This is a genomic window from Halalkalibacter flavus (assembly GCF_036663575.1).
Lineage (GTDB): Bacteria > Bacillota > Bacilli > Bacillales > Bacillaceae_D > Halalkalibacter > Halalkalibacter flavus.
Window position 1 is genome coordinate 104,211 of record NZ_JAWRVK010000004.1, and the last position, 16,372, is coordinate 120,582.

The window sequence follows — 16,372 nt, forward strand, 5'->3', positions numbered from 1 at the left end:
AGTTATTTATGTAAGCGGTTAAAATGGGGAGTTGCTTAATTGTATCTTAAAAAACTAATTTGGGGGTAGATTTTTATGAAAAGGTTTACAAAGAGATTCTCTTTTTTTAGTTTAATGATCGCATTCTTGCTATTAATTTCAGCATGTGGTTCTAGTGATAGTTCAACTGACTCAACCAATGATGCTGATAGTTCAGATTCAGAAACTAGTCAGTCCGGTGAATCGATTACATTTAGTATGGGACATATGAACTCTACTGAGCATGTTCAAGATTCAATGGCAATGAGACCATTTGGTGAAGAAGTAGCAGCAGCAACAGACGGACGTATTAATTTTCAAATCTACCCTGGTGGAGCATTAGGAACACCAGCTGAAACATATGACAATATCGTAACCGGTATTATGGATTCCGGTTGGGGGTTACAAGGATACAATGCAGGTAAATTTGAAGTACACTCAGTTATGTTATTACCGTTCTTAGCAAATGGAGATGGAGCAAAGTTAAGTGTCATTGCTCAAAAACTATATGATCAATTTCCTGAAATTCAAGCAGAATATGATGATGTAAAATTAATGTGGGTTCATGCAGCAGACCCTTACGCAATTGTTACTTCTGGTAAACAAGTAACTAGTTTAGAAGATTTACGTGGTCTTAGATTAAGAACTCCATCAGTTGAGGGAGGTAAGATGATCGAATCATGGGGGGCAACTCCAGTATCTATGCCTGCTCCAGAAATTTATGATTCTATGCAGCGTGGGGTTATTGATGGAGGGATTTTACCGGTAGCAGCTTTAGCAGATTTCAATTTATTTGATGTTGTTGATTATGTAACAATTGGTAACTTTAGTACTGGTTTATTCTACACAGCGATGAATAAGAATAGTTGGGACCGTATACCTTCTGATGACCAAACGATTATTGAAGAGTTAATGGGTGAACCGATGGCTCGTACTGCAGGAGAAGCGTTTGATGCTCAAGAAGAAAAAGCAAGAGCTAAGGCAGAGGAAGAAGGTATTGAATTCTTAGAGTTAGACGATGCAGAACTTGATAGATTCAAAGAAGCTGCGCAAGTAGTAACAGATGAGTGGCTTGCAAACATGGAATCTAAAGGAATTGACGGTCAAGCGATTTTAGATGAAGCTTTACGTTTAATGGAAGAAAATTAATAGCAAGCTATTCCTACTGAGGTGATTTTATGAGCTCGAACGCAAAGGAAGTTCAAAAGGAAATGTTGGGATCTGAGTATCCCAACAAATCCTCTTTGCAAGAACAAACGACGAAATTTGAGAAATTTGTTCATTCTCTTAATAATGCTACACATCGAGTGTCGATGCTCGTCCTCTTTCTAATGATGTTTCTTACTACGGGAGATGTTATTGGACGGTATTTTTTTTACAAACCAATAACAGGTACGTATGAATTAACTGGTTTGGCAATGGTCATTGTTATTTTCTTAAGTTTGGGAAGGACTCAATTAAAGAAAGAGCACATTTCTATTGATTTCTTAACTAGCAAATTACCTGTGAAAATTCGTGAATCAATTAATGTTGTTACGTCTGTTATTATGCTTGCTTTACTAGGTACAACATCATGGCAGTTATTTGCCTATGCTCAAAGATTTGGAGCACAGACAAGTGGAGATTTAGGGATTCCAATGAAGTTCTTTGCTATATTAGCTGCTATTGGGGTTTTGTTTTACGCTCTAACAATTGTACTCAATATCTGGCAATCTATTCGTAAGGTGGTGCAAAAGAATGAGTCCTGAAATGATTGGTATGTTAGGTATAGCTTTATTATTAGTTCTTATTCTTTTGAATGTATCCGTAGGACTTTCATTATTTCTAGTAGGGTTTCTAGGGGTGTCTTTGCTAACGGATTGGAGCGTTGGGTTGGCACAGTTGGGTACGGCTGCATTTGGAACGGCAAACGCTTATAGCTTAAGTGTAATTCCCTTATTCATTTTGATGGGGATGTTTATGTCAAATACGGGTTTGGGTCAAGATCTTTTCAAAGCTGTTGATAAATGGTTAGGTCATACTAGAGGCGGTTTGGCCATTGCAACTATTGGAGCAAGTTCCATTTTCGCCGCTATTTCGGGTTCAACAAATGCAACAACGGCAACGATGGCAAGAATTGCGATACCTGAAATGAATAAATATAAGTATTTACCGTCGATGTCAACGGCAGCTGTTGCTGCTGGTGGAACATTAGGAATATTAATTCCTCCTAGTGTTATTTTGATCTTGTATGGGGCTCTTACTCAAGTTCCAATAGGTCCTTTATTAATTGGTGGGATTGTTCCCGGTCTATTATTAGCAATAATCTTTATGATTACAATTAATATTCAAGTGCGCTTAAAGCCAGAGTTAGCTCCGAGATCTTTAGAATCATCATCTTTCAATGAAAAATTGCGTTCGCTTTCAACGGTATGGCCGTTTTTAATTATTTTTATGGTCAGTATTGGTGGGATCTATTTTGGGGTGTTTACTCCAACGGAAGCAGGTGGAATTGGGGCGATTGGAGCGTTTTTAGTCACCCTATTCACAAAAAAATTAACATGGGATAAGTTAAAATCTTCTTTAGATGATACAATCCGCTTATCTGTGATGATTTTCTTAATTTTAATTGGTGCAAGTATCTTTGGGCGCTTTTTAGCTCTTAGTCAGATTCCAATGAAATTAACATCGATGGTAGGCTCAGCTGATGTATCACCTTATGTAATCTTACTGTTAATATTACTAGTTTATTTAATCTTGGGTATGTTCATGGAAGGGATTGCAATTATGGTTTTAACACTTCCAATTGTTTATCCAATGGTTACGCAACTTGGTTTTGATGGACTTTGGTTTGGAATTATTATGGTAATGGTTCTTAACATTGGTGTACTAACTCCACCACTTGGACTAAGTGTGTATATTATTAGTGGTGTTGTAAAAAATGTACCAATCACAAAAATTTTCCGAGGCGTAACACCAATGGTTCTTGTCATGGTTGCATTTACTATTTTATTAATCATTTTCCCGGAAATTGTAACTTTCTTACCAGATATATCTAGGTCCTGACGACTCAAAAAACCTTCTTATTATATAGTGAGTATGGCAAAGGGAAAACGACCTTTCTCAGTACTCTCTATAGTAGGGAGGTTTTTTGAAATTGAAATATTGTTCGGTAGGTGTTTAAATAAAAATAATAATGAACAGAGAAACTGGAGATTAAAAATGAGAGAACTTAATTTAGAGCCAATTCAATCAGTAGAGCGTGCTATTCATATATTAAATTGTTTCAGTTACGAAAAGTCTGAACTAACAATAGAAGAAATTATGAGCAAAACAAAGCTAGCGAAAACAACGACATATCGACTACTTTGGACGTTAGAGCGCAACTATCTAGTTCAATACAATCAAATGACGAACCGCTATCGACTTGGCACGGGTTTGCTTGAATATAGTGGTGTTGTACTTGAAAACTTAGATATTCGGAGAGAAGCAGACCCATATTTAGTAAAGCTTCATGAAGACACAGGTCATTCAGTGATCCTTGCCCAACCTCAATCTGATACCATTCAATATCTAGTTAGGTATGATAGTGAAGATGGTCTGCAGCCTAACAACTTTGTAGGAAGAAGGCGTGTCCTTCATAATGGAGCGTTTGGAATTGTTTTGTTAGCGCATATGGAGACGAGTTTTGTTGAACAGCTTCTTGAAGAGTATCCACTTGAATCAAGGACGCCAAAGACTTTGACAGATAAAAAAGAATTTATTGAGCGACTTGGGGAAATTAGAGCAAAAGGGTATTTCGTTGACGTTGATGAAACGTTTATAGGTTACACGGCTATTTCAGCACCTATTTTTAACGATAGAAATCAAGTAATTGCAGCTGTTGGCATTTCTGGCCCTAGCTATAAAATGGAAGGCGAGAGGAGAGAGGAATTAATATTCACCATTAAGAGTGTAGCATCTGCTATTTCTCTTAAAATGGGGAAAATAAAATCATAAAATCTAATATAATGTGAAATAGATTGAACAATGGTTTGATCATTCAAAGCCCCTCGGCTAGTCCAAGGGGTTTTTGTTATGCAACATTAATTAATAGAAAATTCATTTTATATTGACATACTTCTATTTCTTGGGTATATTTGACCTATAAATTCATTATAGGAATCATCAGTTCACAATGTGGATTGTAAGCACTTAATTATATTACCTTTTACAAGGAGGAAGTTTCAATGATTAAAAGAGAGCTAGATGAAAAACTTATTCAGCAGTTAAAGGAGAAAATGGACGAAGGCTTGTTACCACAGTGGGTTATTACTGATCCTGATATTTATGAACTTGAAAAAGAGAAAGTCTTTAGTAAGACATGGCAATTTTTAGCTCATGAAACAGAATTAAAGGAACCAGGAAACTATGTAACAAGATGGATGGTCAATGATCCAATCTTACTTGTAAAAGATAGCAAAGGTGAAATTAAGGCTTATTTAAATTCCTGTACTCATCGTGGTACACAATTATGTACAGCAGACCGCGGTAAAAAGAAAACATTTTCTTGTCCGTATCATGGTTGGAGCTACAATCTAGATGGAAAATTAATTGGGATTGTTGCTGGGAATAAAGTATATGGCGAAGAAATGTGTAAAGATAAATGGGGGCTTCGGAAAGTTCCTAGGCTTGAAAGTTATCAAGGAATGATTTTTGGCTGTCTTGATCCAGAAGCTGAATCGTTAGAAGATTATTTGGGAGAAATGAAGTGGTATTTTGATATGATGCTAGGTCGAAGTGATGGGGGAATGGAAGTAATTGGCCTCCCACAACGCTGGGTAGCAAAAGCAAACTGGAAATCAACAGCGGAAAATTTTGCTGCGGACCCTTATCACGTTCAAACAACTCACAGATCGACGGTTGAGATGGGGATAAGCCCAGAGGATCCACTTTACGCTGGTTATGGACACCAAGTCGTGATGAAAAATGCACATGGCATAAATGTTATTACTTCAAAAACAGGTCGCTCTAGAACTGAATTCCAAGGCATGCCAAAAGAAATGTGGCCAATGTTCCAACGTAATTTATCACCTGAACAAGCAGACATTTTAGAAAGAGTGACTGTCTTTGTTGGTGGTGTGTATCCCAACCTTTCATTTGTGAGTCCGGTACATGGAACAGAAGGACATTTGCATAATTACTTGAATTTCCGCGTTTGGAGACCGCTTGGACCTGATAAAGTCGAAGTTTGGTGCTGGTTCATGATTGATAAGGCTGCTCCTGAAGAATATAAAGCGGATGCATACAGAGGCTATCTTGGTTCGTTTGGTCCAACTGGAACGTTGGAACAAGATGATACGGAAACATGGGCAAGAATTGTAGAAGTAAGTGGTGCGTCCATGATGCGTGATAAAGAGCTAAATTATAATAATTTAAGTAATTATTTAATGGGATTTAGTCACGTAAAGCAAGATGAGTCATTCCCTGGACCAGGTGTAGCGTATCCGACAACATATTGTGATGCATTAGCAAGAAGGATGCATGAGCATTGGCTGGAGTTACTTACTGTAGAGACTTCTGTAAAGGAGGAAACGAAATGAGTAATGAAGTAAAAGCTCACGTATCACTAGAAGTAAAAGATCAAATTACGAATCTTCTTTATCAAGAAGCTTATTTTCTGGACAACCGCATGTATAAAGAATGGTTGGAACTATTAACAGATGACATTAAATATAAAATGCCTTTACGTGAAACGGTAGAAGGGGTAAATATTGATAATATCTCTGTCGATTCAGCTTTTTACGAAGAAACAAAAGCCTCCCTACGAACAAGGGTAAATAGACTTTATACGAAATCAGCTTGGGTTGAAAATCCAGCTACAAGGCAACGCCACTTTATCACAAATGTTGTTGTAGAAGCAGGGGATCATGAAGATGAGTATAAAGTGCGTAGCTATTTTCTATATAAACGAAGCCGTGGCTCAACTACAGACCTTGAAGAAATGTTTGGTCAAAGAAACGATGTAGTTAGAAACGTAGATGGTGAGTGGAAAGTGTGTTCACGTACGATTATTCCAGATCAAGCAGTCATTACAACAATGAATATGAGTATGTTCTTGTAATTTGAAATAACTAGCATTTGTTGCATCTATAAGAACGCCACTCTTTTATAAAAGCTAGAATATTACTATAATAAATGTAAGCGTTTGCTGTTAAGTGGTAACATAAACAAATTGGTAAGGGAGTGGCTTAGATGCAAAACTATGAACAATTAAACAAAAGTTTCATTAATGGTGAGTGGGTAGATGGAGGCAGTGAACGTTCGTATGATATTACAAATCCTTACGATGGCTCCTTAATCACTTCTATTAAATTAGCTACATCTAAGCAAGTAGAAGAAGCATTTGAAATTGCCAAAGTTGCTCAAAAACAATGGGCGAAAAGCACAGTAGATGAGCGGAGAGAAGTCTTACATAAGGCTGCAGACTACTTGAAGGCCAACCGCGATGAGATTGTGAATGTCATAGGTCGTGAAACAGGTGGAAGTGTGTTAAAAGCGAACGTCGAGTTGCATTTAACGCTTGAATTTTTAGAAGAAGCGATTAAATATGCCGACGAGGTGAACCAAGTACGAGAAGTACCTGGACATGTGGAAGGAAAATTAAATCATATTCACCGTGTACCACTAGGGGTGATTGCGTCGATCTCGCCATTTAACTTCCCTATGAATTTATCAATGAGAACGATCGCTCCTGCGATTGCGCTAGGTAATAGCGTGGTGCATAAGCCAGATATCCAAGTAGGGTTAAGCGGTGGTGCGATTTTAGCGAAAGCATATGAAGAAGCAGGCCTTCCTAAAGGTGTCTTAAATGTGATTCAAACAGATGTTGAAGAAATTGGTGATGACATGTTGACGAACCCCAATTATCAATTGGTGAGCTTCACGGGTTCAACAGCGGTAGGTCGCCATATTGGCGAAATTGCCGGTAGAAACTTAAAGCGGGTTGCGCTTGAACTTGGTGGAAACAGTCCAATGATCGTCTTATCTGATGCCGATGTCGATCGAGCGGTGGAAGCAGCGATTTTTGGGAAGTTCATTCACCAAGGTCAAATATGTATGATCATCAACCGAATCATCGTGCATCAAGATAAGCATGATGAATTCGTTCAAAAGTTTGTTGAAAAAGCTGCGGCACTCCCGTACGGAGATACGAGTGATCCGAAAACAGTCATTGGACCTCTAGTAAATGATAGACAAATGGAGAAGGCACTGAACTTCATTGAGGAAGCAAAACGCGAGGGCGCAACGGTTGCCTTAGAAGGGGAGCGTATTGGCAATGTGCTAACGCCGTTTGTCTTTACGAATGTTGATAATTCCAGTCAACTAGCGCAAAGTGAATTATTCGCGCCAATTGCGACAATTATTAAAGCTGAGTCCGATGAGCAGGCGATTGAATTTGCGAATGATACCGAGCATGGATTAAGCTCTGCGATCTTCACAAGTGATTTGGAGCGTGGAGAAGAGCTTGCATTGCAAGTCGAAGCAGGGATGACACATATTAACGACCAAACGGTAAATGATGCGCCGCATATTCCATTTGGAGGAAACAAAGCGAGTGGATTAGGCCGTTTTGGAAATCCGTGGGTTGTGGATGAATTCACGACGATGAAGTGGGTGTCGGTGCAGACGAAGTATCGTCAGTTTGCGTTTTAATTATAATCATTACCCAGAGTGCTTGTAGGGTGTCCTAAAAGCACTCTCTTTCTGTCCTAACTAGTAGGTAGATCATCTTCGGTAAATAGTTCAATGAAGCGTCTAGCTGCTTTTGAAAGGTATCTATCCTTTTGCCAAATGATAGATGTGGTTGTTTCAGCAGAACTATCTTCTATTTCAAACACTTTAAGGTTTTCTTTCGTAAAATTAAACAATACCGACCTAGGTAACAATACCCCACCTATCCCTGCTTTAACCATAGATAAAAGAATGGTAGCATCAGGAGATTCACAAACATAATTAGGTTCTAATCCACGCCTTTGAAATTCTTCTAAGACAACTTCGTATACGCCAACTCCATTAACTCTATGTAAAGCAATTAAAGGAAGATGAGAAACCTCTTTCATTGTAATTTGGGGCAGTGAGGGTAATTGATCCCAGTTTGCTGGTGCAATAAAAACAAATGGGTCAACATCAAGTTCAATTGTATTAAAGTTTTCTGTGTTTATTGGTGAGCGAACGATTGCAGCTTCAATACTTCTTTCATGAATGTAATCAGTTAACCGATAAGGATCACCAGATAGAATTTTTAATTTAACATTAGGATAACTTTCATTAAAATGTTGAATTCGATCAGGCAGGTAGTGAATACAGGACATGACACAACCTATAGACAATGTACCACTTAATCCTTCTCCTGTTTCTTTTACTGCAGTGATCGTTTCATCAAAATTTGCAAGTAGCTTAAGCCCTTTTTGATAGAGAAGGTGCCCAGCTTCTGTTAATTCAAGCTTTCGTCCATTTCTTTCCAGTAACTTCGCTCCGATCTCTATCTCCATGTTTTTTAGTTGCTGGCTTAAAGGTGGTTGTGCCATGTTTAATTTTTTGGCTGCAAGTGTAATTTGTCCCTCTTGTACAACAGTAATGAAGTATCGAAGTTGACGAATATCCATAAAATAATCCCCTTTCATATTAAAAAAGTATGTAAAATAGACTTTTTTAATATTATTCATATACTATATCATGTGCTACACTATAAAAAAAGCAACTATTGCAAATAAATTGAATATTACATTTATTTATTTCGGAATTTGAAAACGTTTTATTTATTTGTGGATTTACAAGTGGTATAAAAATTGGTTGTTAATTGTTGGGGGGAATAATTAGTGAAGTTACAAGATGCCAAAAGCAATGTTTCTGTTGAGAAAAGGGTGTACACGACTGCAGACCAAATGTTAGAAGCTTTTCAAGAGTTAGGTGTTTCATATATATTTGCTAATTTAGGGAGCGACCATCCGGCTCTTCTTGAGAGCTTTGCAAGGTTTCAAAAAGAAGGCAGGGGGATGCCGGAAGTTATTATCTGTCAACATGAAATGGTAGCACTAAGTGCAGCTCATGGGTATGCACAAATAACTGGCAAGCCACAAGTTGTCATTGTTCATGTTGATTGTGGTACCCAAAATCTTGGAGGGGCTGTACATAACGCTGCGAAAGGAAGAATTCCTGTATTAATCTTTGCAGGCACTTCACCTTCTACCCAAGATGGTGAAATGCTAGGAAGTCGTAATGAGTTCATCCATTGGATTCAAGATGTGTATGATCAGCCTGGAATAGTAAGAGAGTATGCAAAATATACAAATGAAATTCGAACAGGAAAAAATGTAAAACAATTGCTTCATAGAGCAATGCAAGTGGCACAAAGTGATCCAAAAGGACCAGCGTATTTAATAGCCGCACGTGAAGTATTGGAAGAAAAAGTAGAAGAAGTATCACTTGACCTGACAAAATGGGGACCATTATCACCATCTGCAATTCCACCACAAAAAATTGAAGAGATAGTAGATGCATTAATAAAAGCGGAAAATCCTTTAATTGTAACGTCTTACTTAGGCCGTAATCATGAAAGTGTAGAAGAGCTAATTACCTTGTCAGAAAGGCTAGCAATTCCAGTTTTAGAATCAGTTCCGAGTTATTTTAATTTTCCTTCAGATCATCCATTGCATGTGGGGTATAGATGGAACGAACCGGTTCAGCATGAACAGTTAGCTAAAGCAGATTTAGTTCTTGTACTAGACAGTGATGTTCCGTGGATTCCTCTACACAATAAGCCTGCAGAAGATTGCAAGATTTATTTTGTAGATACTGATCCTTTAAAAGAAAAAACACCACTTTGGTACATTCCATCTGAGAGTTTCTATAAAGCTGACACATATGTTGTTTTACAGCAGCTAAATGCCTTTTTGAATCAGGTAGAATTAAACAAAGATAAAATTGCAAAGCGTTTTAAAAACATATCTAAATTTCACCATGAGCAGCAATTGGAATTGTCTTTACTTGAAGAGCCAAGTCAGGAAGGGAGAATTACTCCTGAATTATTAACATCATGCATTAGAGAAGTCATTGAAGACGATACGATTGTCATGAGTGAAACGATAACAAATTTTTCAACTGTGAATAACCATTTACCTAGGTCGAAACCAGGTACGTATTTTACAATGGGTGGTGGTTCTCTCGGTTGGAATGGAGGAGCAGCTGTTGGTGCTAAGTTAGCTTCACCAGATAAAGTGGTTGTTAGTTTATGTGGGGACGGGTGTTTCGTCTTTAGTAATCCAACACCAGTTCACTGGATGTCTAGAAAGTACGATGCTCCATTCTTAACGGTTATCTATAATAATGAGCAATGGAATGCTCCGAAATTCTCTGCTTTAGGGGTTCATCCAGAAGGATTGGCAAAACAAACAGATGAGTTCTATACGAAATTTGGACCATCTTCTGATTTAGCGAATGTTGCAGAAGCGGCTGGCGGAGCTTATGCGCAAACTGTAGAAGATCCAAAGGAGCTGAAGGAAGCTTTACGGAAAGCTTATAAAGTGGTTAAAGATGGTAGATCAGCTGTTGTAGATGTTCGTATTACAGGTAAATAAAATGTTGCAGTAAAAAGGTGGAGGATACTCCACCAATTAAAATATTGTATTTATTTTTCTAAAGGGGTGTAACCATGAAAAAACAACAAAAGTGGAAGCGTTTTCTATGGTCTGGGGTTATGAGTACAATGCTTGTTGGATTAGCAGCTTGTGGAGGAGCAGAGTCAACAGGAAGCGAGGAAGCAAGTGGGGAATCAGACAGTCCTGCTCCATCAGGTGAGGTAGTAAACTTAACCATTTCTACTTTTATGCCAGGACCTCACCCTCAGCATACAGAGTTAATCGAACCATTTATTGCAGAAATGGAAGAGGCAACGGATGGTAGAGTGACAGGAACATTGTATCCAGCTAATGCTTTAGGCGAGGCAAATGCGCAGTATGATTTAGTTGTTAATGGGGTAGCGGACATGTCGATGTCCCTGCATGGATATACCCCGGGGAGATTTCCTCTCACTGGTGTAACGGAGTTGCCTTTTATGGGGGAAGATGCTACTGATGCGACCAGAATCTTCTGGGGACTTCATGAGACGTTCCCTGATATCGCAGAGGAGCATGAAGGAACAAAGATAGGGTGGTTATTTAAAAATGATCCAGCACAACTTTTAACAGTAAATAAACCAATTCACTCTCCTGAAGACTTACAAGGTCTGAGAATACGAACTCCTTCTCCATCTGCTAATGGAATCTTAGAATCATATGGGGCAATCCCAGTTTCTATGCCAATGGGGGATGTGTATGAAGCGATGCAAAGAGGAGTTGTTGATGGTGCACTCGCTCCTGCTTCGGTTATTACTAACTTCCAACTTGCTGATGTAACGAACTATATTACAAAAGGCAATTTCTATACAAGTAGTATCTTTGTTGTCATTAATCCAGCTACTTGGTCAAAGATTTCAGAGGAAGATCAAACTGTAATAGAAGAAATTATTGGTGAAAACATGGCGAACAAAGCAGCAGAGCTTTATAACGTAGATGCTGATGGTGGATGGGAATCTGCGAGTCAAGCTGGGATTGAAATTTATGAAATTCCTGAAGGAGAACTCTCTAGTTGGCAAACTCCATTAGAACACCTATATGAAAAATGGGTGAATGAAATGGATGCAGAGGGATTGCCAGGATCAGAAATCTATGAGGAAGCCGTTCGCCTACGCGATCTAGGAGAATAGCCATATGTTTATGAGATTCTTGGCGAATTTTGAGAAGTTTGTAGGTTTCTTGAATAACATCTCAGCTAAAGTTTCGGCAATCCTCTTATTTTTAATGATGGTTTTAACATTTAGTGATGTAACAGGACGCTTTCTATGGCGTCCTGTTACAGGCACATATGAGTTAACCTATTTGTGGTTAGCATTAATTGTTTTTCTAAGTTTAGGATATACCCAACAGAAAAAAGGACATATTGCAGTTGGGGTTCTAATTGATAAATTGTCAGTACGAGCGCAGGCCGTTTTTGATGTGATTACCTATTTAATTATGATGATTCTACTTGGATTAATGGCTAGGCAAACAGTCTTGTACGCTAACCAAGTTTCAAATAATGTTACAGGTGACTTGAACCTGCCTGTTAGTATGTTTGTTCTTGTTTGTGCTATCGGGATTTTGTTTTATACGCTAACTGTGCTCGTTGATTTCTTTAAAGCGATACGAAAGGTGGTGCATCCAAATGAGTCCTGAAGTAGTAGGAATTATAGGGATTTTCGCTTTATTTGTTCTAATCTTGCTTCGTGTTCAAGTTGGGATTGCTCTCCTATTAGTTGGCTTTACAGGATATATGTATTTATCGGGTACAAATGTTGCCTTGGCGCAGCTAGGAATGAGTGCCTTTGGAACAGCAAGTAAATATAGCTTAAGTGTTATGCCAATGTTTATTTTAATGGGGATGTTTCTTTCTTATAGTGGATTAGCAAAAGACTTGTTTAAAGCTGTTGATCACTGGGTTGGACACGTTCGCGGAGGTATTGGAATGGCAACGATTGGTGCATCTGCGATCTTTTCTTCCATTTCGGGATCGGTCAATGCTACGACAGCAACGTTAGCAAAGGTTGCTTTACCAGAAATGAAAGATTACAAATATCATCCAGGTTTATCTTCTTCTTGTGTGGCTGCAGGTGGGACTCTTGGCGTGTTGATTCCTCCAAGTGTCATTTTAATTCTGTACGGGGTATTAACCATGGAACCTGTAGGGGCGTTGTTAATTGCTGGTCTTGTTCCAGGTATCTTACTAGCATTCCTCTTTATGTTAACTGTATATATTCAAGTGAGAAGAAAGCCATCACTTGCGCCTAATCAACAAAGTCCGTCATCGTTTCAAGATCGAATGAAATCACTAAGCAAAATTTGGCCATTTGGTTTAATCTTCTTACTCAGTATTGGTGGGATTTATTTTGGTTTTTTCACACCGACTGAAGCAGGGGGAGTAGGGGCTCTAGGTGCATTGTTGTTTTCTGTTTTAACGAAACGATTAGGATGGAAAGGGTTTTTCGCTTCATTAGAGGAGACGATCCGCTTAACATCGATGATTTTTATTATTTTAATTGGAGCGACTTTATTTGGTCAGTTTTTAGCAATGAGTCGAGTTCCTACTGCGGTCACATCGATGGTGATCGGTTTAGATGTATCACCATTTGTCATTGTGGCTATCATTCTAATTATCTATTTCTTATTAGGCTTGTTTTTGGAAGGAATAGCAATCCTAGTACTAACACTTCCAATTGTTTATCCACTTATTATTCAACTTGGATTTGATGGTATTTGGTTTGGGATTATTATGGTTATGGTGTTTAACATGGGGGTTATCACTCCACCTCTTGGAATAAGCGTTTATGTAATAAATGGGGTTGCAAAAGATATCCCGATACAAACCATATTTAGAGGGGTTACACCAATGCTACTAACTATGATTCTATTCACAATTTTACTAGTTATTTTCCCTGAAATTGTTATGACCTTGCCTAATTTCATGCGAGGCGGAGGTTAATCCATCTAGGGTATAATTTACAACCAAAAATATTAGCAAAGAGGAGTGTTATGAATGCAAAACTATGAACAATTAAACAAAAGTTTCATTAATGGTGAGTGGGTAGATGGAGGCAGTGAACGTTCGTATGATATTACAAATCCTTACGATGGCTCCTTAATCACTTCTATTAAATTAGCTACATCTAAGCAAGTAGAAGAAGCATTTGAAATTGCCAAAGCTGCTCAAAAACAATGGGCGAAAAGCACAGTAGATGAGCGGAGAGAAGTCTTACATAAGGCTGCAGACTACTTGAAGGCCAACCGCGATGAGATTGTGAATGTCATAGGTCGTGAAACAGGTGGAAGTGTGTTAAAAGCGAACGTCGAGTTGCATTTAACGCTTGAATTTTTAGAAGAAGCGATTAAATATGCCGACGAGGTGAACCAAGTACGAGAAGTACCTGGACATGTGGAAGGAAAATTAAATCATATTCACCGTGTACCACTAGGGGTGATTGCGTCGATCTCGCCATTTAACTTCCCTATGAATCTATCAATGAGAACGATCGCTCCTGCAATTGCGCTAGGAAATAGCGTGGTGCATAAGCCAGATATCCAAGTGGGGTTAAGTGGTGGTGCGATTTTAGCGAAAGCATTTGAAGAAGCTGGACTTCCTAAAGGTGTGCTAAATGTGATTCAAACGGATGTTGAGGAAATTGGCGATGACATGCTTACGAATCCAAATTACCAATTAGTGAGTTTCACGGGATCCACAGCAGTAGGTCGTCATATTGGCGAAATTGCCGGTAGAAACTTAAAGCGTGTCGCGCTTGAACTTGGTGGAAACAGTCCAATGATCGTCTTATCCGATGCCGATGTCGATCGTGCGGTGGAAGCAGCGATTTTTGGGAAGTTCATTCACCAAGGTCAAATTTGTATGATCATTAACCGGATTATCGTTCATCAAGATAAACATGATGAATTCGTACAAAAATTTGTTGAGAAAGCCTCGGCACTCCCATACGGAGATACAAGTGATCCGAAAACGGTTATTGGACCTCTAGTAAATGATAGACAAATGGAGAAGGCGCTAAACTTCATTGAGGAAGCAAAACGCGAGGGCGCTACTGTTGCCTTAGAAGGGGAACGTATTGGCAATGTGCTAACGCCGTTTGTCTTTACGAATGTTGATAATTCAAGTCAACTAGCGCAAAGTGAATTATTCGCCCCAATTGCGACGATTATTAAAGCGGAGTCAGATGAGCAAGCGATTGAATTTGCGAATGATACCGAGCATGGATTAAGCTCTGCGATCTTCACAAGTGATTTGGAGCGCGGGGAAGAGCTTGCATTGCAAGTCGAAGCAGGGATGACACATATTAACGACCAAACGGTAAATGATGCGCCGCATATTCCATTTGGAGGAAACAAAGCAAGTGGATTAGGCCGTTTTGGAAATCCGTGGGTTGTGGATGAGTTTACGACGACGAAGTGGGTGTCGGTTCAGACGAAGTATCGTCAGTTTGCGTTTTAATAAATGGTAAAGGGTCTGTTCTTCCCGGTTGGGATAAAACAGACCCTTTCTTTTATGCTCTTAATTTCTCAGGCTCTGATTGGAAAAGGAATTGATCGCGCCCTGCATGGACCCCAGAGATTCCCATCGCAAATATCATCACAAAAAATAACAAAAATGCTGGGGACCATGAATGGAAGAGGTCAAAGAAAAGCCCCATCAGAAGAGGTCCTAATGCAGCAAGTAAATAACCTGCTGATTGTGCCATGCCAGATAGGTTTGCTGCATCATATGCGTTTTGCGAGCGTAAGCCAAATAAACTTAATGAAAGACTAATACCAGCTCCTTGTGCAACCCCTAAACACATCATATAAACAGACATCAAACCTAAAGAACCGCCAAGGTAGATTCCGAGAAAGCCAACCGTATATAGGAGTGCGATACCTAAAACAATCCCTTTTTGATTCGACAGACGCCCTGCTAGAATAGGCACGAGTAAAGTTGCAGGAAGACCGACGATTTGGGTTAAAGTTAATAACCAACCGGCAGTTGGAATATCGATGCCACGACTTACGAGAATTTCAGGAATCCAAGCGATAATACAGTAAAAAATACAAGATTGAAATCCCATAAAAAACGTTACTTGCCATGCAAGTTTAGAAGACCAAATGGAACTGTTTGGAGACTGTGAAACTTGAGTCGGACTCTTTTGTTTTCGAAGCTGGGGACTCCAAGCAAGAACGGCGACTCCTGCTAAGATAGCCCAAACAGCTAAGGATTTCTCCCAGCCTAGGTTAAACCCCTGAGCAAGAGGAATACTCACACCAGAAGCGAACGCTGCCATTAAAGCCATAGACGTCGTATAAATTCCAGTCATAAGACCCATTTTTTCAGGGAACCTACCTTTAACGATCCCTGGAATTAACACGTTACAGATCGCAATCCCTAATCCAAGCATAGCTGTTCCAAAAAATAACGCAAACACCATCCCTGTTGAACGGAAGAGAATTCCCATCGTGAGGATTAATAGAGCAATAAAAACCGTTGTTTCGTTTCCCCACTTTCGGCCAATTTTAGGTGCAAGTATGGAAAAGACACCGAAGGCAAGTAAAGGTAGTGTTGTAAGCAACCCTATCACACTGTTTGAGAGATTAGTATCTATTCGGATTGTACTGATTAAAGGTCCAACAGCTGTTATAGAAGATCGTAAATTAAATGCTACAAGCATTAAGCCAATAAGAAATACTAGGCCTTGAAAGGTAAAAATCGAACGTTTACTCATGTA

At 39.0% G+C, this 16,372-nt stretch carries 14 protein-coding genes; 12 read left to right on the forward strand and 2 right to left on the reverse strand.

Annotated elements, in window-relative coordinates; all coding sequences use genetic code 11:
* Positions 1 to 75 precede the first annotated feature (75 nt).
* From SAY88_RS04185 to SAY88_RS04215, 7 genes are all read left to right on the forward strand, one after another.
* Positions 76 to 1,167 (forward strand): TRAP transporter substrate-binding protein, encoded by a 1,092-nt coding sequence (locus SAY88_RS04185; RefSeq protein ID WP_332629541.1) that lies wholly within the window; start codon positions 76 to 78, stop codon positions 1,165 to 1,167.
* Positions 1,168 to 1,196: 29 nt separating this feature from the next.
* Positions 1,197 to 1,766, forward strand: coding sequence for a TRAP transporter small permease (locus SAY88_RS04190; protein WP_332629543.1), 570 nt, complete (start codon positions 1,197 to 1,199; stop codon positions 1,764 to 1,766).
* On the forward strand, positions 1,756 to 3,063 hold the full coding sequence (locus SAY88_RS04195; protein ID WP_332629545.1) for a TRAP transporter large permease: 1,308 nt from the start codon (positions 1,756 to 1,758) through the stop codon (positions 3,061 to 3,063). The genes SAY88_RS04190 and SAY88_RS04195 overlap by 11 nt, the downstream gene beginning before the upstream one ends.
* 156 nt (positions 3,064 to 3,219) lie before the next feature.
* Entirely contained in the window at positions 3,220 to 3,996 is a 777-nt protein-coding gene (locus tag SAY88_RS04200) for an IclR family transcriptional regulator (RefSeq protein WP_332629547.1), read from the forward strand.
* Positions 3,997 to 4,226: 230 nt separating this feature from the next.
* A complete protein-coding gene (locus tag SAY88_RS04205; protein ID WP_332629549.1) occupies positions 4,227 to 5,579 on the forward strand; it encodes an aromatic ring-hydroxylating oxygenase subunit alpha in 1,353 nt (450 codons plus the stop codon).
* Complete coding sequence (locus SAY88_RS04210; protein WP_250097222.1) at positions 5,576 to 6,100, forward strand: 3-phenylpropionate/cinnamic acid dioxygenase subunit beta; 525 nt, start codon at positions 5,576 to 5,578, stop codon at positions 6,098 to 6,100. The genes SAY88_RS04205 and SAY88_RS04210 overlap by 4 nt, the downstream gene beginning before the upstream one ends.
* A gap of 131 nt (positions 6,101 to 6,231) precedes the next feature.
* Positions 6,232 to 7,692 (forward strand): aldehyde dehydrogenase family protein, encoded by a 1,461-nt coding sequence (locus tag SAY88_RS04215; RefSeq protein WP_332629552.1) that lies wholly within the window; start codon positions 6,232 to 6,234, stop codon positions 7,690 to 7,692.
* Positions 7,693 to 7,748: 56 nt separating this feature from the next.
* On the opposite strand, the gene SAY88_RS04220 is transcribed toward SAY88_RS04215, so the two are convergent.
* Positions 7,749 to 8,645, reverse strand: a complete 897-nt coding sequence (locus SAY88_RS04220; RefSeq protein ID WP_332629554.1) for a LysR family transcriptional regulator — start codon at positions 8,643 to 8,645, stop codon at positions 7,749 to 7,751.
* Between the two features lie 213 nt (positions 8,646 to 8,858).
* Here SAY88_RS04220 and SAY88_RS04225 point away from each other — a divergent pair, with 213 nt between their 5' ends.
* The 5 genes from SAY88_RS04225 to SAY88_RS04245 all read left to right on the forward strand — a co-directional run bounded on the left by SAY88_RS04225 (position 8,859) and on the right by SAY88_RS04245 (position 15,108).
* Complete coding sequence (locus tag SAY88_RS04225; protein ID WP_332629556.1) at positions 8,859 to 10,616, forward strand: thiamine pyrophosphate-requiring protein; 1,758 nt, start codon at positions 8,859 to 8,861, stop codon at positions 10,614 to 10,616.
* A gap of 74 nt (positions 10,617 to 10,690) precedes the next feature.
* Positions 10,691 to 11,782 carry a TRAP transporter substrate-binding protein gene (locus SAY88_RS04230; protein ID WP_332629558.1) on the forward strand — a complete coding sequence of 364 codons (1,092 nt, stop codon included), beginning with the start codon at positions 10,691 to 10,693 and terminating at the stop codon, positions 11,780 to 11,782.
* A 4-nt stretch (positions 11,783 to 11,786) separates the two neighbouring features.
* Positions 11,787 to 12,290, forward strand: a complete 504-nt coding sequence (locus tag SAY88_RS04235) for a TRAP transporter small permease subunit (protein ID WP_332629560.1) — start codon at positions 11,787 to 11,789, stop codon at positions 12,288 to 12,290.
* Positions 12,280 to 13,593: a TRAP transporter large permease gene (locus SAY88_RS04240; RefSeq protein ID WP_332629563.1), complete on the forward strand. Its 1,314-nt coding sequence runs from the start codon at positions 12,280 to 12,282 to the stop codon at positions 13,591 to 13,593. The genes SAY88_RS04235 and SAY88_RS04240 overlap by 11 nt, the downstream gene beginning before the upstream one ends.
* A gap of 54 nt (positions 13,594 to 13,647) precedes the next feature.
* On the forward strand, positions 13,648 to 15,108 hold the full coding sequence (locus SAY88_RS04245; protein WP_332629565.1) for an aldehyde dehydrogenase family protein: 1,461 nt from the start codon (positions 13,648 to 13,650) through the stop codon (positions 15,106 to 15,108).
* 52 nt (positions 15,109 to 15,160) lie between these two features.
* Here the strand turns inward: SAY88_RS04245 and SAY88_RS04250 are convergent, their stop codons facing one another.
* Positions 15,161 to 16,369: a CynX/NimT family MFS transporter gene (locus SAY88_RS04250; protein ID WP_332629568.1), complete on the reverse strand. Its 1,209-nt coding sequence runs from the start codon at positions 16,367 to 16,369 to the stop codon at positions 15,161 to 15,163.
* Between the last annotated feature and the right edge of the window lie 3 nt (positions 16,370 to 16,372).

Coding starts and splice junctions, on each gene's coding strand:
- SAY88_RS04185 (WP_332629541.1), top strand. CDS start 76: ATGAAAAGGTTTACAAAGAGATTCTCTTTTTTTAGTTTAATGATCGCA.
- SAY88_RS04190 (WP_332629543.1), top strand. CDS start 1,197: ATGAGCTCGAACGCAAAGGAAGTTCAAAAGGAAATGTTGGGATCTGAG.
- SAY88_RS04195 (WP_332629545.1), top strand. CDS start 1,756: ATGAGTCCTGAAATGATTGGTATGTTAGGTATAGCTTTATTATTAGTT.
- SAY88_RS04200 (WP_332629547.1), top strand. CDS start 3,220: ATGAGAGAACTTAATTTAGAGCCAATTCAATCAGTAGAGCGTGCTATT.
- SAY88_RS04205 (WP_332629549.1), top strand. CDS start 4,227: ATGATTAAAAGAGAGCTAGATGAAAAACTTATTCAGCAGTTAAAGGAG.
- SAY88_RS04210 (WP_250097222.1), top strand. CDS start 5,576: ATGAGTAATGAAGTAAAAGCTCACGTATCACTAGAAGTAAAAGATCAA.
- SAY88_RS04215 (WP_332629552.1), top strand. CDS start 6,232: ATGCAAAACTATGAACAATTAAACAAAAGTTTCATTAATGGTGAGTGG.
- SAY88_RS04220 (WP_332629554.1), bottom strand. CDS start 8,645: ATGGATATTCGTCAACTTCGATACTTCATTACTGTTGTACAAGAGGGA.
- SAY88_RS04230 (WP_332629558.1), top strand. CDS start 10,691: ATGAAAAAACAACAAAAGTGGAAGCGTTTTCTATGGTCTGGGGTTATG.
- SAY88_RS04235 (WP_332629560.1), top strand. CDS start 11,787: ATGTTTATGAGATTCTTGGCGAATTTTGAGAAGTTTGTAGGTTTCTTG.
- SAY88_RS04240 (WP_332629563.1), top strand. CDS start 12,280: ATGAGTCCTGAAGTAGTAGGAATTATAGGGATTTTCGCTTTATTTGTT.
- SAY88_RS04245 (WP_332629565.1), top strand. CDS start 13,648: ATGCAAAACTATGAACAATTAAACAAAAGTTTCATTAATGGTGAGTGG.
- SAY88_RS04250 (WP_332629568.1), bottom strand. CDS start 16,369: ATGAGTAAACGTTCGATTTTTACCTTTCAAGGCCTAGTATTTCTTATT.